The 23,641-nt window shown below is 68.2% G+C and carries 18 protein-coding genes; 11 read left to right on the forward strand and 7 right to left on the reverse strand.

What is annotated here, in order from left to right; genetic code table 11:
• Nucleotides 1-69: 69 nt before the first annotated feature.
• From ACQG3P_RS03745 to leuB, 6 genes are read left to right on the forward strand one after another with little or no spacing between them, the layout of a single operon-like run.
• Nucleotides 70-1,167, forward strand: a complete 1,098-nt coding sequence (locus ACQG3P_RS03745; RefSeq protein WP_093533609.1) for a threonine dehydratase — start codon at nucleotides 70-72, stop codon at nucleotides 1,165-1,167.
• Nucleotides 1,164-2,717 (forward strand): 2-isopropylmalate synthase, encoded by a 1,554-nt coding sequence (locus ACQG3P_RS03750; protein WP_426804246.1) that lies wholly within the window; start codon nucleotides 1,164-1,166, stop codon nucleotides 2,715-2,717. Before ACQG3P_RS03745 ends, ACQG3P_RS03750 begins: the two co-directional genes overlap by 4 nt.
• Nucleotides 2,718-2,728: 11 nt before the next feature.
• Nucleotides 2,729-3,511, forward strand: a complete 783-nt coding sequence (locus ACQG3P_RS03755) for a class I SAM-dependent methyltransferase (protein WP_426804247.1) — start codon at nucleotides 2,729-2,731, stop codon at nucleotides 3,509-3,511.
• A gap of 48 nt (nucleotides 3,512-3,559) precedes the next feature.
• The gene (gene leuC / locus ACQG3P_RS03760) at nucleotides 3,560-4,981 is read left to right on the forward strand and encodes a 3-isopropylmalate dehydratase large subunit (RefSeq protein ID WP_426804248.1); all 1,422 of its coding nucleotides are present in this window, start codon (nucleotides 3,560-3,562) and stop codon (nucleotides 4,979-4,981) included.
• Nucleotides 4,981-5,559: a 3-isopropylmalate dehydratase small subunit gene (leuD, locus tag ACQG3P_RS03765; RefSeq protein WP_068853941.1), complete on the forward strand. Its 579-nt coding sequence runs from the start codon at nucleotides 4,981-4,983 to the stop codon at nucleotides 5,557-5,559. Before leuC ends, leuD begins: the two co-directional genes overlap by 1 nt.
• Nucleotides 5,549-6,610 carry a 3-isopropylmalate dehydrogenase gene (leuB, locus tag ACQG3P_RS03770; RefSeq protein WP_426804249.1) on the forward strand — a complete coding sequence of 354 codons (1,062 nt, stop codon included), beginning with the start codon at nucleotides 5,549-5,551 and terminating at the stop codon, nucleotides 6,608-6,610. Before leuD ends, leuB begins: the two co-directional genes overlap by 11 nt.
• Before the next feature lie 245 nt (nucleotides 6,611-6,855).
• On the opposite strand, the gene ACQG3P_RS03775 is transcribed toward leuB, so the two are convergent.
• Together ACQG3P_RS03775 and ACQG3P_RS03780 are read right to left on the reverse strand one after the other, a co-directional pair.
• On the reverse strand, nucleotides 6,856-10,014 hold the full coding sequence (locus ACQG3P_RS03775; RefSeq protein WP_426804250.1) for an efflux RND transporter permease subunit: 3,159 nt from the start codon (nucleotides 10,012-10,014) through the stop codon (nucleotides 6,856-6,858).
• A gap of 4 nt (nucleotides 10,015-10,018) precedes the next feature.
• Entirely contained in the window at nucleotides 10,019-11,149 is a 1,131-nt protein-coding gene (locus ACQG3P_RS03780) for an efflux RND transporter periplasmic adaptor subunit (RefSeq protein WP_217538624.1), read from the reverse strand.
• Nucleotides 11,150-11,272: 123 nt separating this feature from the next.
• Here ACQG3P_RS03780 and ACQG3P_RS03785 point away from each other — a divergent pair, with 123 nt between their 5' ends.
• The 3 genes from ACQG3P_RS03785 to ACQG3P_RS03795 all read left to right on the forward strand — a co-directional run bounded on the left by ACQG3P_RS03785 (nucleotide 11,273) and on the right by ACQG3P_RS03795 (nucleotide 14,116).
• Complete coding sequence (locus ACQG3P_RS03785; RefSeq protein ID WP_068853945.1) at nucleotides 11,273-11,944, forward strand: TetR/AcrR family transcriptional regulator; 672 nt, start codon at nucleotides 11,273-11,275, stop codon at nucleotides 11,942-11,944.
• 137 nt (nucleotides 11,945-12,081) lie between these two features.
• The gene (locus ACQG3P_RS03790; RefSeq protein WP_426804251.1) at nucleotides 12,082-12,732 is read left to right on the forward strand and encodes a protein-L-isoaspartate O-methyltransferase family protein; all 651 of its coding nucleotides are present in this window, start codon (nucleotides 12,082-12,084) and stop codon (nucleotides 12,730-12,732) included.
• A gap of 16 nt (nucleotides 12,733-12,748) precedes the next feature.
• The gene (locus tag ACQG3P_RS03795; protein ID WP_217538622.1) at nucleotides 12,749-14,116 is read left to right on the forward strand and encodes a TolC family outer membrane protein; all 1,368 of its coding nucleotides are present in this window, start codon (nucleotides 12,749-12,751) and stop codon (nucleotides 14,114-14,116) included.
• A gap of 48 nt (nucleotides 14,117-14,164) precedes the next feature.
• Here ACQG3P_RS03795 and waaA read toward each other — a convergent pair whose 3' ends face one another.
• Entirely contained in the window at nucleotides 14,165-15,466 is a 1,302-nt protein-coding gene (gene waaA, locus ACQG3P_RS03800; RefSeq protein ID WP_068853948.1) for a lipid IV(A) 3-deoxy-D-manno-octulosonic acid transferase, read from the reverse strand.
• 98 nt (nucleotides 15,467-15,564) lie between these two features.
• Here waaA and ACQG3P_RS03805 point away from each other — a divergent pair, with 98 nt between their 5' ends.
• Nucleotides 15,565-16,485: an LpxL/LpxP family Kdo(2)-lipid IV(A) lauroyl/palmitoleoyl acyltransferase gene (locus ACQG3P_RS03805; protein ID WP_426804252.1), complete on the forward strand. Its 921-nt coding sequence runs from the start codon at nucleotides 15,565-15,567 to the stop codon at nucleotides 16,483-16,485.
• A 61-nt stretch (nucleotides 16,486-16,546) separates the two neighbouring features.
• On the opposite strand, the gene ACQG3P_RS03810 is transcribed toward ACQG3P_RS03805, so the two are convergent.
• The 4 genes from ACQG3P_RS03810 to ACQG3P_RS03825 form a co-directional block, all read right to left on the reverse strand.
• Nucleotides 16,547-16,981, reverse strand: coding sequence for an REP-associated tyrosine transposase (locus ACQG3P_RS03810; protein WP_426804253.1), 435 nt, complete (start codon nucleotides 16,979-16,981; stop codon nucleotides 16,547-16,549).
• A gap of 197 nt (nucleotides 16,982-17,178) precedes the next feature.
• Nucleotides 17,179-18,501: an O-antigen ligase family protein gene (locus tag ACQG3P_RS03815; protein ID WP_426804351.1), complete on the reverse strand. Its 1,323-nt coding sequence runs from the start codon at nucleotides 18,499-18,501 to the stop codon at nucleotides 17,179-17,181.
• Nucleotides 18,482-19,594 carry a glycosyltransferase gene (locus ACQG3P_RS03820; protein WP_426804254.1) on the reverse strand — a complete coding sequence of 371 codons (1,113 nt, stop codon included), beginning with the start codon at nucleotides 19,592-19,594 and terminating at the stop codon, nucleotides 18,482-18,484. Before ACQG3P_RS03820 ends, ACQG3P_RS03815 begins: the two co-directional genes overlap by 20 nt.
• Nucleotides 19,595-19,610: 16 nt before the next feature.
• Nucleotides 19,611-19,808 carry a zinc-finger domain-containing protein gene (locus tag ACQG3P_RS03825; protein WP_068853951.1) on the reverse strand — a complete coding sequence of 66 codons (198 nt, stop codon included), beginning with the start codon at nucleotides 19,806-19,808 and terminating at the stop codon, nucleotides 19,611-19,613.
• 325 nt (nucleotides 19,809-20,133) lie between these two features.
• Between ACQG3P_RS03825 and ACQG3P_RS03830 the strand changes: the two genes are divergently transcribed.
• Complete coding sequence (locus ACQG3P_RS03830; RefSeq protein WP_426804255.1) at nucleotides 20,134-23,484, forward strand: GH92 family glycosyl hydrolase; 3,351 nt, start codon at nucleotides 20,134-20,136, stop codon at nucleotides 23,482-23,484.
• Nucleotides 23,485-23,641: the final 157 nt, after the last annotated feature.

The following is a 23,641-nucleotide window of genomic DNA, read 5'->3' on the forward strand; positions in this document are numbered from 1 at the left end:
GTCTTCTTCAAGGCCCGTCGCCCACGCACGACCGCGTCCGTCATCCCGCGTGCGATCTGCGGAGCCGCCATGCCGGCTAGCCGTGCCCCGCAGGAATCCGAAGTAGGCGACGTAAGCGTCGCCGACGTGCTGGCCGCGCAGGCGCGGCTGCGCCGGTTCCTGCCACCCACGCCGCTGCATTATGCGGAGCGGTTCGGCACCTGGCTGAAGCTGGAAAACCTGCAGCGCACCGGCTCGTACAAGGTGCGCGGCGCATTGAACGCGCTGCTGGCCGGGCGCGAACGCGGGGATGACCGCCCGGTCATCTGCGCCTCGGCCGGCAACCATGCCCAGGGCGTGGCGTGGTCGGCCTACCGGCTGGATATCCCGGCCATCACGGTGATGCCGCACGGTGCCCCGGCGACCAAGATCGCCGGCGTTGCCCACTGGGGCGCCACCGTGCGCCAGCACGGCAGCAGTTACGACGAGGCGTACGCCTTCGCGCGCGCCCTGGCCGACCAGCACGGCTACCGCTTCCTGTCCGCCTTCGACGATCCCGACGTGATCGCCGGCCAGGGCACGTTGGGGATCGAACTGGCCGCGCATGCGCCGGACGTGGTGATCGTGCCGATCGGCGGTGGCGGGCTGGCCTCCGGCGTCGCGCTGGCGCTGAAATCGCAGGGCGTGCGCATCGTCGGCGCGCAGGTCGAGGGCGTGGATTCGATGGCCCGCGCGATCCGCGGCGACACGCGCGAGATCGCACCGGTGGCCACCCTGGCCGACGGCGTGAAAGTGAAGATCCCTGGCACCCTGACCCGCCGCCTGTGCAGTGCGCTGCTGGACGACGTAGTGATCGTGCGCGAAGCCGAACTGCGCGAAACCCTGGTCCGGCTGGCGCTGGAAGAACACATCATCGCCGAAGGCGCCGGCGCGCTGGCGCTGGCCGCCGGTCGCCGCGTGGCGGGCAAGCGCAAGTGCGCGGTGGTCTCCGGCGGCAACATCGACGCCATGGTGCTGGCCCAGCTCCTGTCCGACATCCGCCCGCGCCCGCCGCGCAAACCGCGCCGCCGCGCCAGCGAGCGAACACGGCCACCGCTACCGACCGTGCTCGCGCCACCCCCGAATTCCATCGTCCTTCCTTCCCCTGCCTTGCCATCCGACCTTGCCGTCGAGGAGACCTCCTGGTGAATACGCCCAACTCCCCCCGAATTCGAATTTTCGACACCACCCTGCGTGACGGCGAGCAATCGCCCGGCTGCAGCATGAGCCCGCAGCAGAAGCTGGTGATGGCACGCGCGCTCGACGAGCTGGGCGTGGACGTCATCGAAACCGGCTTCCCGGCCAGCTCGCAGTCCGACCGCGACGCGATGGCGATGATCGGCCGCGAAGTGCGCCGGCCGACCCTGGCGGTGCTGTCGCGCTGCCTGGCCGCCGACATCGAAACCTCGGCCAGGGCCCTGGACGCAGCCGCCAATGCGCGCCTGCACGTGTTCCTGTCCACCAGCCCGCTGCACCGCGAGCACAAGCTGCGCATGAGCCGCGAGCAGGTACTGGAATCGGTGCACAAGCACGTGAACCTGGCGCGCAGCTACATCGACGATGTGGAATTCTCGGCCGAGGATGCCACCCGCACCGAAGAAGACTTCCTGATCGAAGTGGCCCGCGTGGCCGTCGCCGCCGGCGCCACCACCATCAACCTGCCCGACACCGTGGGCTTCACCACCCCGGAAGAGATCCGCGGCATGTTCCAGCGGGTCATCGCCGGGGTGCCCGACAGCGACCGCATCATCTTCAGCACGCACTGCCACAACGACCTGGGCCTGGCCGTGGCCAATTCGCTGGCGGCCATCGAAGGCGGCGCCCGCCAGGTGGAGTGCACCATCAACGGCATCGGCGAGCGCGCCGGCAACTGCTCGCTGGAAGAGCTGGCCATGGTGCTGAAGGTCCGCAACGCCTTCTACGAGGAAGACACCCGCATCAACACCCCGCGCATCGTGTCCACCTCGCAGCTGCTGCAGCGCCTGGTCGGCATGCCGGTCCAGCGCAACAAGGCGATCGTGGGCGCCAATGCCTTCGCGCACGAATCGGGCATCCACCAGCACGGCATGCTGCGCCACCGCGGCACCTACGAAATCATGCGCCCGGAAGACGTGGGCTGGGAGAATTCGCAGATGGTGCTGGGCCGCCACAGTGGCCGCGCGGCGGTTGAAGCGCGCCTGCGTGCCCTGGGCTTCTGGCTGGAGGAAGAAGAGCTGAAGCTGGTGTTCGAGCAGTTCAAGACCCTGTGCGAGCAGCAGCGCGTGGTCACCGACGCCGACCTGCAGGTACTCATGCAGGGCAGCTCCACCCAGAACGGCTACCGGCTGGCCTCGATGACCATCAGCGACGTGGGCAGCCGCGCCAACGCGCTGGTCGAACTGTCCGACCCGGACGGCAACCGCGTGGCCGAAACCGCGCAGGGCGATGGCCCGGTGGACGCGCTGTTCGGCGCGCTGTCGGCCGCCACCGGCGTACAGCTGATGCTGGACAGCTACCACGTGCACAGCGTGGGCATCGGCGCCGACGCGCGCGGCGAAGCCAACCTGAGCGTGCGCCACGATGGCGTGGAATACGAAGGCACCGGCACCAGCCGCGACATCATCGAAGCCTCGGCGCTGGCCTGGCTGGACGTGGCCAACCGCCTGCTGCGCCAGCGCCAGGCCAGCGCCGAACACCCCGCGGCCACTGCCGCCGCCTGAGGAACCCACGCATGAGTGCCTTCGACAGCCCCTACACCGCCGATGCTTCCCAACACTGGAACGCGCACGACTACGCCATCGACGCCGGCTTCGTGCCGCTGCTCGGCGGTGCGGTGGCGCGCCTGCTCGACCCGCAGCGCGGCGAGCGGATCCTTGACCTGGGCTGCGGCGATGGCGTGCTGAGCTTCGATCTGGCACTGAGCGGTGCGCACGTGACCGGCGTGGACAGTTCGCCGGAGCTGATCGGTGGCGCGCGTGCGCGTGGGATCGATGCACGGCTGATGGATGCGCATGCGATGACCTTCGAGCGCTGCTTCGATGCGGTGTTCAGCAACGCGGCGCTGCACTGGATGCGGGAACCGGACAGGGTGATCGACGGCGTGCGCCGTGCGCTGCGGCCCGGTGGCCGCTTCGTCGCCGAGATGGGCGGCCAGGGCAACGTGGCCACCATCACCAGCGCACTGCAGGCCGCCCTGTGCAGCAACGGCCATGCGGTGCCGGCGTTCCCGTGGTACTTCCCCAGCGCGGACGCGTACGCCGACCGCCTGCGCGCGCACGGCTTCCAGGTCCGCCATATCGAATGCCTGGCGCGCCCGACCGTGTTGCCCACCGGCATGCAGGGCTGGCTGCGCACCTTCGCCTCGCCGTTCCTGGTGGGGTTGGATGCCGCCCAGCGCCAGCGCGTGCTGGATGACACCGTGGCGCTGCTGGCGCCGACCCAGCGCAATGCGCACGGCCAATGGACCGCCGATTACGTGCGGCTGCGCTTCGAGGCGCGGCTGCGCACTTCCTGACCGACCCGAACCGCCCTATCGTCACATGAACCACAGCAAGGCCATTCCATGACCCCAGCTCCCCGCACCCTGTACGACAAACTGTGGGACGCCCACGTGGTCGTGCCCGAATCGGACATCGCGCCCGCCGTGCTGTACATCGACCTGCACCTGATCCATGAAGTGACCTCGCCGCAGGCCTTCACCGAACTGCGCGAGCGCGGCCTGTCGCCGCGCCGCCCGGACCGGACCAAGGCCACCATGGATCACTCCACCCCGACCCTGCCGGCCGGTGCCGACGGCAAGCTGCCGTACGCCAGTGCCGCTTCGGAAGCGCAGGTCGCCATGCTGGCGCGCAACTGCGCCGAGCACGGCATCGAGCTGTTCGACCTGCAGTCGGCCAACCGCGGCATCGTGCACGTGATCGCACCCGAGCAGGGTTTCACCCAGCCGGGCATGACCATCGTGTGCGGTGACAGCCATACCTCCACCCACGGTGCGTTCGGCGCGCTGGCGTTCGGCATCGGCACCAGCGAAGTGGGCCACGTGCTGGCGACCCAGTGCCTGCTGCAGCGCAAGGCCCGGACCATGGCGATCACCGTCGATGGCGCACTGGCGCCGGGCGTGGGCGCCAAGGACGTGGTGCTGCACATCATCGGCGTGATCGGGGTCAACGGCGGCACCGGCCATGTGCTGGAGTTCCGGGGCAGCGCGATCACCGCGATGGACATGGAGCAGCGCATGACCCTGTGCAACATGTCCATTGAAGCCGGCGCGCGCGCCGGCATGGTCGCGCCGGACCAGGTCACCTTCGACTGGGTAGCCAATACGCCGCGCGGCCCCAAGGGCGCGGAGTTCGACATCGCCGTGGCGCAGTGGAAGCAGCTGCGCAGCGATGCCGGCGCGCGCTTCGACGTGGAAGTGCACATCGACGCGGCCGACATCCGCCCGACCCTGACCTGGGGAACGCATCCGGGCACGGCGATCGCCGTGGACGCCCCGATCCCGGCCGCCAACGACGCGGCCGACCAGAAGGGCCTGGATTACATGCAATTCCACGCCGGGCAGACGCTGGCCGGTACGCCGGTGGACGTGGTGTTCGTCGGCTCGTGCACCAACGGCCGGCTGAGCGACATGCGCGAAGTGGCGCAGGTGCTGCAGGGCCGCCGCGTTGCCAATGGCGTGCGCATGCTGGTGGTGCCGGGTTCGGAGATCGTCAAGCGCCAGGCCGAAGCCGAAGGCATCGATGCCATCGTGCGCGCCGCCGGCGCCGAATGGCGCGAGCCGGGCTGTTCGATGTGTATTGCCATGAACGGCGACCTGGTCGCTCCGGGGCAGCTGGCGGTGAGCACCAGCAACCGCAACTTCGAAGGTCGCCAGGGCCCGGGCTCGCGCACGCTGCTGGCCTCGCCGATGACGGCCGCCTGGGCAGCGGTGAATGGCCACGTGGCCGACCCGCGTGAACTGTACGCCAGCCAGGAGGTGGCCTGATGAGCGGCTTCCGCACCCTGACCTCGACCAGCGTGGTGCTGCGCGAGACCAACATCGACACCGACCAGATCATTCCGGCGCGGTTCCTGTCCACCACCGAACGCGCCGGGCTGGGCAAGCACGCATTCAACGACTGGCGCTGGCAGGCCGATGGCAGCCCGAACCCGGGTTTCGCCTTCAACCAGCCGCACAACGCCGGGCGCAGCATCCTGCTGGCCGGGCGCAACTTCGGCTGTGGCTCCTCGCGCGAGCACGCCCCGTGGGCACTGGCCGACCTGGGCCTGCGCGCGATCGTCAGCAGCGAAATCGCCGATATCTTCCGCGGCAATGCGCTGAAGAACGGCCTGCTGCCGATCGTGCTCGACGAAGCCGACGTGCAGACGCTGATGCAGCGCCCCGACGACGCATTGACCGTGGACATCGCCGCGCGCGAGCTGCGCACGCCCGATGGCCGGGTGTATTCCTTCCCGCTGGACGGCTTCTCGCAGACCTGTCTGCTGGAAGGCGTGGACCAGTTGGGGTATCTGTTGGGTCGTACCCCTGACATTGAACGTTACGAGAGTGAACATGCACGCTGAGATTGTCGTATTGCCCGGTGATGGCATCGGTCCGGAAGTCGCCGCGGCCGCGGTTGCGGTGCTGGGCGCGGTGGCCGAACGCTTTGCCCACACCTTCCATTTCAGCGAACACGATATCGGCGGCATCGCCATCGACCGCCACGGCGAGCCGCTGCCGGCGGCCACGCTGGAGGCCTGCCGCCAGGCCGACGCGATCCTGCTGGGCGCGGTGGGCGGCCCGAAGTGGTCCGACCCGAACGCGAAAGTGCGCCCGGAACAGGGCCTGCTGGCCATCCGCAAGGCGCTGGGGCTGTATGCCAACCTGCGCCCGGTGCGCACCCACCCGGCCGCGCTGGGCGCCTCGCCGATCAAGGCGGAGCTGCTGGAGGGCGTGAACTTCGTGGTGGTGCGCGAACTCACCGGCGGCATCTACTTCGGCGAGAAGACGCGCACCGCCGACACCGCCAGTGACCTGTGCAGCTACAGCGTGGGCGAAATCGAGCGGGTGATGCGCAGCGCGTTCCGGTTGGCACGGCAGCGCCGTGGCAAGGTCACCTCGGTGGACAAGGCCAACGTGCTGGAAACTTCGCGCCTGTGGCGTGACGTGGCGGCGCGGATCGGCCGTGAGGAATTCCCGGAGATCGCGCTGGAGCACCAGCTGGTCGATTCGATGGCCATGCACCTGCTGGCCAAGCCGCGCGAGTACGACGTGATCGTGACCGAGAACATGTTCGGCGACATCCTCACCGATGAGGCTTCGATGCTGGCCGGTTCGCTGGGCCTGCTGCCGTCGGCGTCGCTGGGTGAGCCGGGTGCGGTCGGGATCTACGAGCCGATCCACGGCTCGGCGCCGGATATCGCTGGCAAGGGCATCGCCAACCCGTACGCCACGATCTTCAGCGCTGCGATGCTGCTGCGCCATTCGCTGGGGTTGGAAGCCGAAGCAGCCGCCGTGGAAGCGGCCGTACATGCCGCGCTGGACGATGGGGTGTTCACCGCCGACCTGGCCGCCAAGGGCCAGGCGGTGAGCACCACGCAGGCCACCGACGCGGTATTGGCGCGTCTGGGATAAGCGGCGGCGCAGAGGTAGAGCGGACTGGTAGAGCGGACTGTCAGTCCGCTGCCCTCGGCGCAGACCCACACACCGCGCGAACAGCAGCGGACCGGTAGAGCGGACTGTTAGTCCGCTGCTCTCGGCGCAGACCCACACACCGCGCGAACGGCAGCGGACTGACAGTCCGCTCTACCCCTTGTGCATCCCGTTCGGGATACACAAGGCTGCCATGCCCCCTGGGCATGGCAGCGCCGGACGAGACCCTACCGGGCCTCGTCCGGCTTCACCCGGAACCACGCCGCATACAACGCCGGCAGGAACACCAACGTCAGCACGGTGCCGACAATCAACCCGCCCATGATCGAGATCGCCATCGAGCCGTAAAACGCACTGCGCGACAGCGGAATCATCGCCAGCACCGCGGCAAGCGCAGTCAGCACGATCGGGCGGAAGCGGCGCACGGTTGCGTCGATGATCGCATGCCAGCGGTCATGCCCGGCATCGATGTCCTGCTGGATCTGGTCGATCAGGATCACCGAGTTGCGCATGATCATGCCCGCCAGCGCGATCGTGCCCAGCAACGCCACGAACCCGAACGGGGCGCGGAACAGCAGCAGGAACAACGTCGCCCCGATGATGCCCAGCGGTGCGGTCACCAGCACCATCGCCGCACGCGAGAAGCTGCGCAGCTGCAGCATCAGCAGCGTGGCCACCACGATCAGGAACAGCGGCATGCCGGCCTTGATCGAATCCTGTCCGCGCGCCGAATCTTCCACCGTACCGCCGGTCTCCAGCAGGTACCCCGACGGCAGCTCGGCACGGATGCCGTCCAGCGTCGGCAGGATCTGCTGCACCACGTCCAGCGGCTGCGTGGCGTCGCCGACATCGGCACGCACCGTCACCGTCGGCAGCCGGTTGCGGTGCCAGATGATGCCGTCTTCGAACACATACTCCAGCCGCGCGACCTGCGACAGCGTCACCGAGGTGCCACTGGCGGTCGGAATCGCCAGGCTGCCCAGCATGTCCAGCCGTACCCGCTCGTTCTCCGGCCCGCGCAGCAGCATCTCGATCAGGCGGTTGCCTTCGCGGTACGTGCTCACGCTCATGCCCGACAGCGAGGTGCCCAGCAACTGGCTCACCTGCGCGCTGCTCACGCCCAGCGCGCGCGCACGATCCTGGTCGATCACCAGCCGCACCACCTTGCTCGGCTCGCTCCAGTCCAGGTTGACGTTGATCACGTGCGGGTTCTCGCGCACCTTGGCCTGCACCTGCCGCGCGATCGCCTGCACCTGGTCGATGTGCTCGCCGGAAATGCGCATCTGCACCGGGTAGCCCACCGGCGGTCCGTTTTCCAGGCGGGTCACGCGCATCTGCACGTCGGTGAACTGCGGGATGACCTCCTTGATCAGCCAGTCGCGCGTGGCCTCGCGCGCGTCGGCGTTTTCGGTCAGCACCACGAACTGCGAGAAATTGGTCGCGGGCAGCTGCTGGTCCAGCGGCAGGTAGAAACGCGGCGAACCGGTCCCCACATAGGCCACGTAGTTGCTGATGCCCTCACGGCCGTGCAGCAGCTTTTCCAGCTTTGCCGCCTGCGCCTTGGTCGCCTCCAGCGAGGCGCCTTCCGCCAGCTCGATGTCCACCATCAGTTCCGGCCGGGTCGAGTCCGGGAAGAACTGCTGCGGCACGAAGCGGAAGATCAGCAGGGAGAACACGAACAGCGCCGCGGTGGCCCCGATCACCCACCAGCGATGCCGCAGGCAGGTATCCAGGAAGCGCCGGAAGCGGGTATAGAACGGACGCTGGTACGGGTCGTGGTCGTGTGCGTGCTGCTTGGGCACGATCCAGCGTGCCAACGCGGGGTAGCGGTCGCCCCATGCCGCGCGGCGGGCCTGCCAGCGCGCGGCGGCGCTGCCCGGCTTGGGCGGCTGCGGATTGAACAGGTCCGGCAGCATCTTGTCGCCCAGGTACGGAATGAACAGCACCGCCGCGATCCACGACACCACCAGCGCGATGGTCACCACCTGGAACAGCGAACGGGTGTATTCACCGGTGCTGGACGCAGCAGTCGCAATCGGCAGGAAGCCGGCGGCGGTGATCAGCGTACCGGTCAGCATCGGGAACGCGGTGCTCTCCCACGCGAAGCTGGCCGCGCGCAGGCGGTCGTAACCCTGCTCCATCTTGGTGGCCATCATCTCCACCGCGATGATCGCATCGTCCACCAGCAGGCCCAGCGCCAGCACCAGCGCGCCCAGCGAGATCTTGTGCAGGCCGATGTCGAAGTAGTGCATGACGAAGAACGTCATCGCCAGCACCAGCGGAATGGTCACGCCCACCACCAGGCCGGTGCGCAGGCCCAGCGAGAAGAAGCTCACCAGCAGCACGATCACCACCGCTTCGGTGAGCACCTGCACGAACTCGCCCACCGATTCTTCCACTGCATGCGGCTGGTCGGAGACCTTGCGCAGCTGCATGCCGGCGGGCAGCGTCTTCTGCAGGCGCTCGAACTCGGCATCCAGGGTGGTGCCCAGCTTGAGGATGTCGCCGCCGTCCTTCATCGCCACCGCGATGCCGATGGCGTCTTCGCCCATGAAGCGCATCTTCGGCGAGGCCGGGTCGGCAAAGCCGCGCTTGACCTCGGCGATGTCGCCCAGGTGCACGGTGCGGTCGCCGGCCTGGATCGGGAAGCGGCGGATGTCGTCCACGCTCTGGAACTGCCCGGTGACGCGCAGCTGCACGCGGTCGGTAGGGGTTTCAAAGAAGCTGGTGGCGGCAATCGCATTCTGGTCGGCCAGCGCCTGCTGCACCTGCTGCAGCGACACGCCCAGCGTGGCCAGCTTGGTGTTGGACAGTTCGATCCAGACCTTCTCGTCCTGCAGGCCCTCCAGCTCGATCTTGCCCACGTCCGGCACCCGCTGCAGTTCCAGCTGGATGCGGTCGGCATAGTCGCGCATCACCGCGTAGTCGAAGCCCTGACCGGTCAGTGCGTAGATGTTGCCGAAGGTATCGCCGAACTCGTCGTTGAAGAACGGGCCGACGATTTCGCGCGGCAGGGTCGGCTTGATGTCGCCCACGCGCTTGCGCACCTGGTACCACAGTTCCGGGATCGCCTTGGAACGCAGGCTGTCCTTGGCCGCGAAGATCACCTGCGATTCGCCCGGGCGCGAGTACGAGCGGATGAATTCGTACTGCCCGGTATTGAGCAGCGCCTTTTCGATCGGCTCGGTCACCTGCCGCGAGACCTGCTCGGCGGTGGCGCCCGGCCACATCGTGCGCACCACCATCACCTTGAAGGTGAACGGCGGATCCTCGGACTGGCCCAGGTGTTTGTACGACCAGGCGCCGATGATGGCGAAGGCGAGCATGGCAAACAGCACCAGCGCGCGGTTGCCCAGCGCCCATTCGGAAAGATTGAACCGGCGCACGGGCTCAGTGCCCCTTGGCCGTGGCAGCAGGCGCGGCGGCCGGCTTCAGCACCGGGCGGTTCTGCCGGTCCACCGGGGTGACCGCCTGGCCTTCGCGCAGCAGGTGCCCGCCGGCGGCCACCACCCAATCCTGTGCGGCCACGCCGGACAGCACCGGCACCGCGTCGGGCCCATAGGCACCCACGGTCACCGGCGTGGCCTTGATCGCGCCATTGGACGGGTTCACCACCCACACGCTGGCCTTGCCATCGGCGCCGCGCAGCACCGCGCCCAGCGGCAGCTGCAATGTGCCGGTGCGGCCGGCGGTGGCGAACACGCGCGCGCTCTGGCCCAGTTCCACTTCAGCGGCCGCCTCCGGCGCCAGACTGACCCGGGTGGCGTAGGTACGCGCCTGTGCATCGGCAGCCGGGGCGATCTCGCGGATCGTGCCCGGCAGCATCTGGCCCGGCTTGTTCCACAACTCCACCTGCACGTCCTGGCCAACCTGGTAATCACGGATGTTGCTTTCCGGCAGGGCGATCAGTACCTCGCGGCCGCCATCGGCGGCCAGGGTGAACACCGTCTGCCCGGCGCCGACTACCTGCCCGGCTTCGGCCTGGCGGCTGGCGATCACGCCATCGGCCGGCGCGCGCAGCTGCGCGTAACCGGTCTGGTTGCGGGCCACCGCCAGGTTGGCGCGGGCGGCATTGGCCTGCCCCTGCGCGGCCTTGAACGCGGCGGTCTGTGCATCCAGGGTGGACTGGCTGACCAGCTGCTGCTCGGCCAGCGTGGCGTAGCGCTTCTGGTCATCGCGGGCGCGCACCAGGTCGGCTTCGGCCGCGGCCAGCTGCGCCTGCGAGGCGCTTGCCTGCGAGGCGAAATCGGCGGCATCCAGTTCGGCCAGCAGGTCGCCCTTGCGCACGCGCTGGCCGGCATCGACATGCCGCTTGACCAGGTTGCCCCCGACCCGGAACGACAGCGGGCTTTCCTGCAGTGCATGCACCTCGCCCGGGTAGGCCGCCACTTCCTGGCCGCTCACCGTGCCCGGCTGCACCACCAGCACCGGGATCGGCGCGGCCGGCTCGGCGTCCTGTTTGCCACACGCCGCCAGCATCAACGCCAGCAGGCTACCGCCCATCCATCGCAAGTTGTTCATGAGGTCCTGGACCTTGAATTGCCGGGGGAAACCGTCTGGAAGCAACACTCTATTCCATGACGGCTAATAGTGAACCAGTCGGTATAGTATAAATATCGAACCGATTGGTCTAGTATTGTTTGCATGACCGATCCGACCACTTCCGCCGTGCCGTCCAAGCCTGCCGCCAAGGCAGCCGGGCCCGGCCGTCCCAAGGATCTGGGCAAGCGCGCGGCCATCCTTGATGCGGCCAAGGCATTGTTCGTGGACCAGGGGTATGGCGGCGTCAGCATGGACAGCATCGCGGCCCAGGCCGGCGTGTCCAAGCTGACCGTTTACAGCCATTTCGGCGACAAAGAGACGCTTTTCACCGAAGCTGTGAAGTCGACCTGCGTCGAGATGCTGCCGGACGCGCTGTTCGTCACCGACGCCGATGGCGCGCTGCGCGAGCAGCTGCTGGGCATCGGCCGGGCCTTCTTCACCATGATCACCTCGCCGGCGGCCGTGGCCGTGCAGCGGGTGATGATGGCCCCCGATACCGACGACCGTATCCGCGAGATGTTCTGGGTGGCCGGCCCGCAGCGCACCAGCGATGCCCTGGCCGAGTTCCTGCGGGCCCGCACCGAGCGTGGCGAACTGGAGATCACCGACTTCCAGACCGCCGCCCTGCAGTTCTTCACCCTCATCAAAGGTGAGCTGCATACGCATATGATGTGCGGGCTGCGAACGGCCCCGGCCGAGTGCGACGCCGACGCCCATGTCGAGGCCAGCGTGACCTTCTTCCTGAGGGCTTACGCCACCCGCCCCGGGCGGTGATGACAACATGAATGGACCGGAGGTCGCGGTGACTTCCGGCACTGCGACCCCGGCGCGACGGCAGCGATGCTCTCAGCGCGCCGCCGGCTCCCGGCACCGGTAAAATGGCCGGCCCACTGCGCTGGATTAAGAACCTCATGACGATCGATTACGCCCACGCCCGCGAACTGATGGTTGAACAGCAGATCCGTCCCTGGGACGTGCTGGACATCCGTGTGCTCGACGTACTGGCACGTTTGCCGCGCGAGGCGTTCGTCGCCGATGCGAACCGTACCCTCGCCTATACCGATGTCGAGCTGCCGCTCGGTAACGGCCAGAAGATGATGAAGCCGGTCATCGAAGGCCGCACCCTGCAGGCGCTGAACCTGCAGCCGGGCGATGAAGTGCTGGAAATCGGCACCGGCAGCGGCTACCTCAGCGCCTGCATGGGCGCCCTGGCGCGCGAAGTGCTGAGCCTGGAAATCGACCCGGAACTGGCCGTGGCCGCGCGTGCGCGCCTGGATGCAACCGGCCTGGGCACCAATGTCCGCATTGAAACCGCCGACGCGTTGACCTGGGACACCGAGCGCCGCTTCGATGCCATCTGCGTCACCGGCGCGGTGGAGACCATCCCCGCCCGCTTCACCCAGTGGCTGCGTTCCGGTGGCCGCCTGTTCGTGATCCGTGGCCATTCGCCGGCAATGGAAGCGGTGCTGGTCAAGACCGATGGCAGCATCAGCGATTCGCTGTTTGAAACCGATATCGATTACCTGCGCGGTGCCGCGCCGGCACCCCAGTTCCACCTCTGAGTCCAAGGAAGCCGCAATGATCCGCCGATCCCTCGCTATTGCGCTGGCCGCCGCCCTGCTGCCCATGACCGCCTCTGCCGCCGACCTGCTGCAGGTCTACGAAATGGCGCGCAACGGCGATCCGCAGCTGTCTGCGGCTGAATCGACCCGTCTGTTCGACAAGGAAGGCGCCGTGCAGGCCCGTGCCGCGCTGCTGCCGCAGATCAATGGCGAAGCCTCGCTCACCCGCAACCGCACCAACCCGAACCACGATGTGAGTTCGACCTCGTACACCACCAAGAACCGCAATTACGGTATCAGTGGTTCGCAGACGCTGGTCAACTTCACCCAGTTCGCCAACCTGCGTGCGCAGCGCGAGCTCAGCAAGGCGGCCGACTTCAACCTGGATTCGGCCAACGACGACCTGATCGTGCGCACCTCGGCGGCGTACTTCAACGTGCTGGTGGGCATTGAATCGCTGTCGGCGGCGCAGACCAACGAAGCGGCGGCAAAGAAGCAGTTCGACTTCGCCGACAAGCGGCTGGAAGTGGGCCTGGCCCCCATCACCGACGTGCATGAAGCCCGCGCCCAGTACGACCAGGCCCGTGCCAACACGATCATCGCGCAGAACACCCTGGCCGACGCCTACCAGGCGCTGACCGAACTGACCGGCCAGCCGGTTACCGACCTGCGTGCACTGCCGGCCGACTTCCGCCCGGAACTGCCGGCCAAGTACGCCACCGTTGACCAGCTGGTCAACGAGGCGGTCGCCCAGAACCCGGCGCTGAAGGCGCAGGAACTGCAGGTGAGCGCGGCAGAAGCCAGCGTGTCGGCGGCGCGTGCGGGCCACCTCCCCACCCTCTCGCTCGGCGCCAGCGTCGGTCGCCAGGCCAGCTGGGGCGACGTGGTCGGCAGCGGGTCGAACTTCAGCCCGGATGCCCGCAGCAACAGCGTCGGCCTGACCCTGAGCGTGCCGATCTTCTCCGGCGGCGCCACCCAGTCCGGCGTGCGCCAGGCGCTGGCCCAGCGTGACATTGCCCAGGATGGCTACGAGCAGCAGAAGCGCGCCCTGGACCGCAACACCCGCAACGCCTACCAGACCCTGGTGGCCGGCATCAGCGAAGTGGAAGCGCGCCGCCTGGCGGTGGTCTCGGCACAGAGCGCCTACGACGCGTCGCAGGTCGGCCTGGAAGTGGGTACCCGCACCGTGCTGGACGTGATCCAGAACCAGCGCATCCTGTTCTCGGCCCAGCTCGAATACGCCAATGCCCGCTACACCTTCCTGCAGAACCGCCTGCAGCTGGGCCAGGCGATCGGCACCTTGGACATCGCCGAACTGCAGGACATCAACCGCCTGCTCACCCAGCAGGCCGCGACGCCCAGCACCACGGTCAACAGCCAGTAACCCAGGCGTCACCCGAAACGAGAAAGCCACCCGCAAGGGTGGCTTTTTTCATGGGTCCAGCGGCGGCGGGAGCTGCGGGGCGATCAATTCGACCGTGCGTTTGAGCGCGCCACGTCCGTTGCTGACAAGTGCGCAACCTGCACTGGCCATGTCTTCCCGTGCTTCCGGATCGCGCAGCAGGGTAAGCAGTGCATCGCCCACCCCGGCCACGTCATCGGCAATCAACACAGCGCCCGCTTCGCGCATGCGCCGGGATATCTCGGCGAAGTTGTGCAGGTGCGGGCCGGTCACCGTGGCGGTGCCCATCGCCGCCGGCTCGAGCAGGTTGTGCCCGCCGATCGGCTGAAGGCTGCCACCGACGAACGCCACCTGCGCGCAGCCATAGAACGCCATCAGTTCGCCCAGCGTATCGATCACGAACACGTCGCTGTCGGCCTGCGGCCAGTGCTGCTGGCGGCGCGTGCTGACCTTCCAGCCCTGCTCGCGCGCCAGCGCTTCCACGCGCGGGAAGCGCTCGGGATGGCGCGGCGCCCACAGCAGCAGCAGGCCGGGTATTTCAGCACGCAGGCGACGGTGCAGGTCGATGGTGGCCTGCTCCTCGCCCTCGTGCGTGCTGGCCGCAATCCATACCGGGCGCGTGCCGGGCACGGCGGCATGGAAGCTGGCAGTGAACTCGCGCACGTTCGGCGTGGCGATGTCGAACTTCAGGTTGCCCAGCGGCTTGACCTGTTCGGGCAGCGCGCCCAGTTCGATGAAGCGCTCGGCGTCGTCGGCCGACTGCGCGGCCACGCAGGTGACGGTGCGCAGCGTGCGCCCGATCAGCGGGCGCAGCAGGCGGTAGCCGCGCAGCGAGCGCGCCGACAGCCGGGCATTGAGGATGTACACCGGAATGCCACGGTCGCGGCAGCCGAACAGCAGGTTCGGCCACAGTTCGGTTTCCAGGATCAGCGCCAGGCTGGGTTTGAAGTGGCCCAGGAAACGGCCCACGCTGCCCGGCACGTCGTAGGGCAGGTACACGTGGTCCACCGCATCGCCCCACAGCGAGCGCACCCTTTCCGACCCGGTCGGGGTGATGGTGGTGATCACCCAGCGGATGTCCGGGCGCAGCTGGCGCAGCGCATTGACCAGCGGCGCGGCCGCGTTCACCTCGCCCACCGATACCGCATGCAGCCAGACCCGCGGCTGCGCGGTGGAATCGGGGTAGGAAGCGTAGCGCTCGTCCCAGCGCTGGAAGTACTCGCGCACCCGGAATCCGCGCCAGACCAGGTGGTACACGGTGATCGGCAACAACAGGTACAGCACGACCGAATACAGGCCGCGCAGGATCCATTCGACGGGACTTTTACGCATGCGCAGAGGATACGGGAGCGGCACCGGGAAAAACATGCAGGAGCGGGCCGATCCCCGCGCTGACGCACCTGCGGGGACGCATGACTTAGAATCGGGGCATGTCAGATAACGCTTCCACCGCTACCCGGCCGTCCCTGCGCAATCCCCGCCACTGGCCGACCTTCGCCTTCATCCTGGCCGCCTTCGTCATCGCCCGGCTGCCCTGGGGCCTGCAGCGCGCGCTCGGCCGGGGCGTGGGCACGGTGGCCTACCATGTGGCCAGCAGCCGCCGGCGCGCGGCCGAGGTCAACCTCAAGCTGTGCTTCCCCGAGAAGGACGACGCCTGGCGCCAGCGCCTGCTGCGTGACAGCTTCGACGCGTTGGGCGTGGGCATTTTCGAATTCGCCCGGGCCTGGTGGGGCAGCATCGACAGCATCCGCCCGAAGGTGCAGGTGGAAGGCCTGGAGCACCTGCACCGCATGCAGGCCGAAGGCCGCGGCGTGCTGCTGGTATCGGGCCATTTCATGACCCTGGAGATGTGCGGGCGGCTGCTGTGCGACCACGTCGACCTGTCGGGCATGTACCGCAAGCACCGCAACCCGGTGTACGAGTGGGCGGTGAAGTTCGGCCGGCTGCGGTATGCCAAGGCGATGTATGCCAACGAGGATATCCGCGCCACCGTGCGTCACCTGAAGAAGGGCGGCTTCCTCTGGTACGCGCCGGACCAGGACATGCGCGGCAAGGACACCGTGTTCGTGCCGTTCTTCGGGCACACCGCCTCGACCATTACCGCCACCCACCAGCTGGCGCGGATGACCGGTTGCGCGGTGATTCCGTACTTCCACCGCCGCGAAGGCGGGAAGTACTTCCTGAAGATCGGCGCGCCGCTGGAGAACTTCCCCAGCGAAGATGTGGAAGCCGATACCGCACGGGTCAACCAGGCCATCGAAGCGATGGTGCGCGAGGCCCCGGACCAGTACCTGTGGATCCACCGCCGCTTCAAGCGCCAGCCGGGCGGCCGCAGCGACTATTACAAGTAGAGCCACGCCCTGCGTGGCTGCTCTTCGTCGGGCACCGCGCGCAGCCACGCAGGGCGTGGCTCTACAGGTCCCAGCGGCACCATGCGTAGGGGTATTCCCCCATGTTTTCAGCGAGGCCGGCTCGCAGCGGGTTGGCGATGATGTAACGCGCTGCATGTTCCAACGATTCGTCTGTACGCACGGCGTGGTCGTAGTAGCCCAGTTGCCAGATCTTGCCAACACCGAGTTTCCGGCTGCTGTACGACTTGAACACATTCATGCAGGTGGCGAGCGTGCCGCGCCGCAGCTCCATCAGCCAATGCACATGATCAGGCATCACTACCCACGCCATGGAACGACTGCGCCCACAGCGTTCAACATGGCGTAGCGCGTCGATCACCAGCTCTGCGTTGCCAGGGTCTTCAAACAGCCGGCGTCGACCCTCTACGACGGTGGTGAGGACATACACATAGCCGGGTTGCGACACGCGGCCGAGACGGAGTCGTGGACTGGACATGCCTCCACGATGGAGGTGCCTCGAGCGGGGCCGTATCGCTGAAAGACACATTGACGCATAGGTGCACGTCCTGCCGCGACGTAGAGCCACGCCCTGCGTGGCTGGCGCGGTTTCCGACCAAGGGCAGCCACGCAGGGCGTGGCTCTACGGCGGGTTGAGGCAATTCCACACATGGCGAAGCCACGCAGGGCGTGGCTCTACGGTTCGTCGCTGGCCAGCAGGCTGCCTGCGTAGAGGGCGGCGAGCAGTAGCGTCAGGCCGCCCCAGAAGGTGGAATAGAACGCCAGGTGGGTGTTGATGGGGAACACGGTGAACGCCAGGGCGAGCATCGCCGGGCGGGCGCGCTCGCGTGCCGGTAGCGGTGCGAAGCGCCACGCGCGCCACGCCTGTGCCGCAGCGGCCAGCCATAGCAACAACCCGAGCACGCCGGTTTCGGCCAGGATCTCCAGCAGGATCTGATGTGCGTGCAACGCCGGGCCGGCGCCCCACACTTCCTGTTCTTCAGGGCGCGGATTGCAGTCGGGGTAGGCATCGCGGAAACCCCGTGCGCCTACGCCGTTGATCGGATGCTGCTCGATCATGCAGCCCGCCGCGGCCCAGATCTGCGCGCGCCCGGACAACGCCTGGTTCACGCCATCGCTCTCGCCTTCCCACGCCATCGCGGTACGCTCCAACCGATCGCGCACCTGGTGCGAGCCGGCGGCCAGTGCCACCGCCGCCACCAGGCCCACCGCCAGGCACGCGAGCAGGCCGCGCGCGCCGAGCAGGCGCCAGCCGGAAAACACCAGCACCAGCGCATAGGTCAGCCACGCCGCGCGCGAACCGGCCAGCACCAGTACCACGCCCACGGCAGCCGCCACCAGCATCCAGCCCCAACGGCCGAAGCGCGCGGCGGCGGCAAACAGCAGGAACGGTGACAGGCTCGCCAGCACCTGGCCGAATTTGAGATTGCACGGCCCCAGCACGCCGCTCAGGCGATCGGCTGCAGCCATCTCCGCCGGTGGACACAAGCCATGCCCGCTGATCGCCCACTTCAACTGGTCCATCGACCAGAACAGCGGGCTGGTACCGAGCACGGCCTGCGCCAGTCCGTCCAGCGTCCAGACACCGGTAATCAGCGCAATGCCTTTGAGGGTCAGTGCGCGTCGCTCCGGCGTGGCCACCGCGATCGCCACCAGCCACATGAAGGGCAGATAGCGCAGGCCGGCAGCGGTCTTGCGCCACGCCGCGCCCGGATCGATCGCATCGAAGGCGGAGAACGCCTGCGGCAGCCAGTAGCCCAGGAACAGGATGCTGGTCAGTGCCCAGGCCGGGCTGCTGAGCATGCGTTGCTTGCCCTGCAGACGCAGCTGGACCATGCGCGCGGCGGCGTAGATCGCGCCGAGGCCCAGTACGGTTTCGGCAATCCCGGGCAGCGGCAGCAGTGCCACGAATGCAATGACCCACCACGGCGCCCAGCGGCCCGCGCGGAAGCCCGGCGAACCGGGCGCCTTGACCGGCTCAGCCAGCGAGGGAGGTATAGAGCTGGAGCGTGTCACGTTGCATCGCCTGCAGGGTGAACGGAATACGCGAGGGCAGCGACGGCGGCTGCGCCAGCAACTGCAGCGCACGCGCCTGCAATGCCCCGGCGTCGCCCAAGGGTACCGCGCCGGATGGCTGCAGGTGTTGCAGCAGCTCGCCCACCCCGCCCTGGTTCCAGCCCAGTACAGGTCGGCCCACCGACAACGCTTCGACCACGGTGCGGCCAAAGGCCTCGGGCTTGTCGGACAGCTGCAGCACCAGATCGCTGGCGGCGTAGGCCTCGGCGATGCGCGAGGTCGGCGCGGTCATCAGCACCGCATCGGCGATGCCCAGGCTGCGCGCCTGCGCCTCCAGCTCGGCCACGTAGCGCTCACGCCCCGGCTCGCGGGTGCCCGGCATCCACAGCAGCGCCCGCACCCCGGCCGCATGCAGCCCGGCCAGCAGCCCCAGCGCATGGTGATGCCCCTTGAGGCGGGTGCCACGGCCCGGCAACAACAGCAGCGGCGCATCGCCGGCCAGCGTTGGATGCTGCGCGGCCACCGCCAGGCGCGGGCGCCGGTCCTGGCGGCCCACGCGCGGGAACTGCGCGGTATCCACGCCACGCGGAATCACCTGCAGGCGCTCCGGAGGCACGCTCGGGTAGTGCTGGAGCACGAATTCGCGCACGCAGTTGGACACGCAGATGACCCGTTCGCCGCTGGTCATCACCGCGCTGTAGCGGCTGGGCGAATTCAAGCCATGCACGGTGGTCACCCAGTGCGGGCGGGTGGCCGCCGGCAGGTTGCGCACGGCGTAGTAGCCCAGCCAGGCCGGCAGCCGCGAGCGCGCGTGCACGATGTCCGCGCCGGTTTCGGCCAGCAGGTTGCGCAGCGTGCGCACGTGGCGCAGCGTCCACAGCGATTTGCGGCCGATATCCAGAGTGAGGTGTTCGGCGCCACTGGCCAGCAGCGGCTCGACCAGCCGCCCACCGGCGGAGACCACGATGGCGCGGTGCCCGGCCGCGACCAGCGCGGAGGCAATTTCCAGCGTCGAGCGCTCAACCCCGCCGGAGTGCAGCGCCGGCAGCAGCTGCACCACGGTCAGTCGGCGCACGTTCGGTTCCGCCTGCTCAGTCGGCCAGCACGAAGACCGAACCGCAGTACGGGCACGCGGCTTCGCAGTTCGGCTCGTCTTCGATCGGCAGGTACACGCGCGGGTGCGAGTTCCACAGCGCCATCTCCGGCGTCGGGCAGCTCAGCGGCAGGTCGCTGCGGTGCACGGTGTAACGCTTTTCGGCATTGGCGGGCGCGGTGGCGGTATGGCTCATGGCGGGGCACGGAAAGGAATTGCGAGGGGCTCGATTCTAGCACCCGGGGCGCCGAGCGCGGCGCGGCCGGTTACGCGCGGGACGCCACCGGCAAAACGCCAATATGCGATTTTTCCGGGTTTAGATCGAACTAATTTCACTTGCCAAGCCCGCTCCGGGTGTTGCAGGATCGGGGGCGTTCCGATCAAACACCCGATCGCATGGCCCGTCCCCCGCCGGACCTGCATCGCTTCGACTGCCCTTCCAGGCGGCCGGCGCGGTGCTGTCTGCCGAGGTCGCCGATGCGGGCTCCGCCTGCCGCCTGTCCCACCCGGGAGATCCCTGCATGACCCTGCCGCACCCCCGCCCTGCCCGCCGCGCCCTGCTTCCGCTGGCCCTCGCCCTGGCCTGCGCGCCGGTTGCCCTGCCCGTCTTCGCGCAGGGCCTGCAGACCTCCTTCGAGCCCGGCGAACCCGCCCCGCAGGCCAGCAAGGGCGGCGTGCAGGTGAAGATCGGCAAGGGCCCGGAAGCGCCGTATGCGGCCAAGCCCGGGGTGGGCTACAGCGGCCTGCGTGCCCTGCACTACGCCAGTGCCGGCGGCACCGCCACCACTACGTTGTTCACCACCGATGTGACCATCGACGCCGACACCACGCTGTCCTGGCTGGTGCTGCCGGAGATCGTGGGCGAGGACACGGTGGCCTCCACCTACGTTTCGCTGGACCTGGTGCTGGACGATGGCAGCCGGGTCTCGGCCAGCGCCGCGCGCGACCTGCACGGGATTGCGCTCGGCGCCAAGGCCCAAGGGGATTCCAAGACCCTTTACCCGCAGCAGTGGGCGCACAAGTCGGTGCGCCTGGGCGATGTGGAAGCACTGCGTGGCCGGCGCGTGGTCGCCATCGAACTGGATCTGGGCAGCGCCGCCAACGCGCCGGTGTCCGGCTGGATCGACGATGTACGCCTGGACAGCCAGCCGCGCACCGCCCCGGCCCGTCCGTCCGACTGGGTGCTCACCACCCGCGGCACCCAGGCCAACGGCACCTTCTCGCGCGGCAACAACTTCCCCGCCACCGCCGTGCCACACGGGTTCAACTTCTGGACCCCGGTGACCGATGCCGGCGCGCTGAACTGGCTGTATCGCTGGAACGAACAGAACAACGCGGCCAACCGCCCGCAGCTGCAGGCACTGGCCCTGAGCCACCAGCCCAGCCCGTGGATGGGCGACCGCCAGACCTTCCAGGTGATGCCGTCGGCCACCCGTGGCGTGCCGGAAGCGGACCGCGCCAAGCGTGCCTTGTCGTTCTCGCGCGACAACGAAAGCGCGCGCCCGTACCGCTATGCGGTGCGCTTCGACAACGGCGTTGCCGCCGCCATCGCCCCGACCGACCACGCCGCGCTGTTCCAGTTTGATTTCCCCAAGGACGGCGATGCCAACCTGCTGTTCGACAATGTCGACGCGCGTGGCGGACTGACCCTGGATGCAGCCACGCAGACGCTGTCGGGCTACACCGATACGCGCAGCGGGCTGTCCAACGGCGCTACCCGCATGTACGTGGTGGCGAGCTTCGACCGGCCCTGGCGCAGCAGCGGCACCATCAACAGCGGCCGGCCCACCGGCTACGTCAAGTTCGACCCGGGCAGCGACCGTCGGGTCACCATGCGCATCGCCACCTCGCTGATCTCGGTCGAGCAGGCCCGCCACAACCTGGCGCTGGAACTGGCTGCTGACGACACGCTCGCTACCGTCGCCGCCCGCGCACAGGACGCCTGGGACCAGCGCCTGGCCCGCTTCGACATCGGCCAAGCCAGCGACGACCAGAAGACCACGCTGTATTCCAGCCTGTACCGCCTGTACCTGTACCCGAATTCCGGGTTTGAGAATGCCGGTACCGCTGCCGCCCCGGACTGGCGGTACGCCAGCCAGGCCAGCGCCGCCGACGACAACACCGATGGCAGCGCGGTGCGCAGCTTCGCACCGATCCGCGATGGCAAGGTGTACGTCAACAACGGCTTCTGGGACACCTTCCGCACCACCTGGCCGGCGTATGCGCTGTTCACCCCGGACGATGCCGGGCAGCTGGTGCAGGGCTTCCTGGAGCAGTACCGCGCCGGTGGCTGGGTGGCGCGCTGGTCCTCGCCGGGCTATGCCGACCTGATGGTGGGCACCAGTTCGGACGTGGCCTTCGCCGATGCCTACCTCAAGGGCATCAAGGGCTTCGATCCGGATGAGGCCTACCAGGCCGCCTTGAAGAACGCCACCGTCGTGCCGCCGGACCGCCATGTCGGGCGCAAGGGCATGGATAAATCCACGTTCCGTGGCTACGCCAGCGCCGACGTGCACGAAGGCATGTCGTGGACGATGGAAGGCGCGCTCAACGATTTCGGCATCGCCAACATGGCCACCGCGCTGGCGAAAACCGCCGGCAGCCCGGCCGCACGCGAGCGCTACAGTACCGAAGCGGCGTATTTCCGCGCCCGCGCCGGCACCTACGCCACCGTGTTCGACCCGGCCGCCGGATTCTTCCAGGGCCGCAAGGACGATGGCAGCTGGCGCGTGGCTGCGAAGGACTACGATGCGCGCGTGTGGGGCCACGATTACACCGAATCCAACGGCTGGACGTTCGCCTTCACCGCCGCGCACGATGGCGAAGGCCTGGCCGGCCTGTACGGTGGCCGCGAAAAGCTGGCTGAAAAACTGGATACGTTCTTCAGCACCCCGGAAACCGCCGACCCGAAATTCTCCGGTTCCTACGGCGGCACCATCCATGAAATGACCGAAGCGCGCGATGTGCGCATGGGCATGTACGCGCACAGCAACCAGCCCTCGCACCACATTCCGTGGATGTACCTGTACGCCGGGCAGCCGTGGAAGACCCAGCAGCACGTGCGCGAGATCCTGTCGCGGCTGTACGTGGGCAGCGAGATCGGCCAGGGCTACCCGGGCGATGAGGACAACGGCGAAACCTCGGCGTGGTATGTGCTGGCCTCGCTGGGCCTGTACCCGCTGCGCATGGGCTCGCCGGAATATGCGATCGGCTCGCCGGCCTTCAGGCATGCCAAGGTGGAACTGCAGGGCGGCGCGGTGCTGACCGTGAATGCCCCGGAAAATTCGGACCGCAACATCTACGTGCAGTCGCTGAAGATCAACGGCCAGCCGTGGACGAAAACGTGGGTGCCGCATGAGGTTATTGCCAAGGGCGCCACGCTGGACTTCGAGATGGGTCCGGCGCCGTCCAGGTGGGGCACCGGGCCGGACGATGCGCCGCGCTCGTTGACCGCGCGCGGTGAACGCCCGGCGATTCTGCATGACCTGCTGGGTAGCGGCGCGCGTGCGCAGCTGGATGATCGGAAGGTGCTGGCGGCGCTGACCGATGATGACGCCGGCACCGTGGTGCCGTTCGGCGGCAAGGGCAGCGTGGTGTTCACCGGGGTGTCTGACGGCACGCCGTCGATGTACACCCTGACCAGCGGCAATGCGCCGATCCGGGGCGGCAAGTGGACGCTGGAAGCGCGCACGGCCGGTGGCAGCTGGGTCACGCTGGACCAGCGCAGCGGTGAAACGTTCGAGTGGCAGCAGCAGACCCGCCCGTTCCGGATTGCCAAGCCGGGCCGTTATGCCGAGTACCGGTTGCGGATTGAAGGGCCGGGGCGGATGCAGCTGGCGGAAGTGGAGTTGCTGGCGCCTGCCGCGCCGTGAAGAAAAGGGGGCGCGATGCGCCCCCTTTTCGGTTTACCTGCCGCTTACAAGACCCGCATACAACGCGAACAACTGCTTGAAGTACCGCTTTGCAGGACGAGTGCGCATGGCGCCGTTCCAGAGGGGGGGAAGTGGTCGGGCCCAGGGTGGCGGGGTC

Source organism: Stenotrophomonas sp. SrG (assembly GCF_050031795.1).
Classification (GTDB): domain Bacteria; phylum Pseudomonadota; class Gammaproteobacteria; order Xanthomonadales; family Xanthomonadaceae; genus Stenotrophomonas; species Stenotrophomonas rhizophila_A.

What these genes read in the sequence shown, in the direction of transcription:
- leuC (WP_426804248.1), top strand. Translation starts at nt 3,560, where the DNA reads ATGACCCCAGCTCCCCGCACCCTGTACGACAAACTGTGGGACGCCCAC.
- ACQG3P_RS03790 (WP_426804251.1), top strand. Translation starts at nt 12,082, where the DNA reads ATGACGATCGATTACGCCCACGCCCGCGAACTGATGGTTGAACAGCAG.
- ACQG3P_RS03745 (WP_093533609.1), top strand. Translation starts at nt 70, where the DNA reads ATGCCGGCTAGCCGTGCCCCGCAGGAATCCGAAGTAGGCGACGTAAGC.
- ACQG3P_RS03755 (WP_426804247.1), top strand. Translation starts at nt 2,729, where the DNA reads ATGAGTGCCTTCGACAGCCCCTACACCGCCGATGCTTCCCAACACTGG.
- waaA (WP_068853948.1), bottom strand. Translation starts at nt 15,466, where the DNA reads ATGCGTAAAAGTCCCGTCGAATGGATCCTGCGCGGCCTGTATTCGGTC.
- ACQG3P_RS03825 (WP_068853951.1), bottom strand. Translation starts at nt 19,808, where the DNA reads ATGAGCCATACCGCCACCGCGCCCGCCAATGCCGAAAAGCGTTACACC.
- ACQG3P_RS03795 (WP_217538622.1), top strand. Translation starts at nt 12,749, where the DNA reads ATGATCCGCCGATCCCTCGCTATTGCGCTGGCCGCCGCCCTGCTGCCC.
- leuD (WP_068853941.1), top strand. Translation starts at nt 4,981, where the DNA reads ATGAGCGGCTTCCGCACCCTGACCTCGACCAGCGTGGTGCTGCGCGAG.
- ACQG3P_RS03805 (WP_426804252.1), top strand. Translation starts at nt 15,565, where the DNA reads ATGTCAGATAACGCTTCCACCGCTACCCGGCCGTCCCTGCGCAATCCC.
- ACQG3P_RS03810 (WP_426804253.1), bottom strand. Translation starts at nt 16,981, where the DNA reads ATGTCCAGTCCACGACTCCGTCTCGGCCGCGTGTCGCAACCCGGCTAT.
- ACQG3P_RS03785 (WP_068853945.1), top strand. Translation starts at nt 11,273, where the DNA reads ATGACCGATCCGACCACTTCCGCCGTGCCGTCCAAGCCTGCCGCCAAG.
- ACQG3P_RS03780 (WP_217538624.1), bottom strand. Translation starts at nt 11,149, where the DNA reads ATGAACAACTTGCGATGGATGGGCGGTAGCCTGCTGGCGTTGATGCTG.
- ACQG3P_RS03830 (WP_426804255.1), top strand. Translation starts at nt 20,134, where the DNA reads ATGACCCTGCCGCACCCCCGCCCTGCCCGCCGCGCCCTGCTTCCGCTG.
- leuB (WP_426804249.1), top strand. Translation starts at nt 5,549, where the DNA reads ATGCACGCTGAGATTGTCGTATTGCCCGGTGATGGCATCGGTCCGGAA.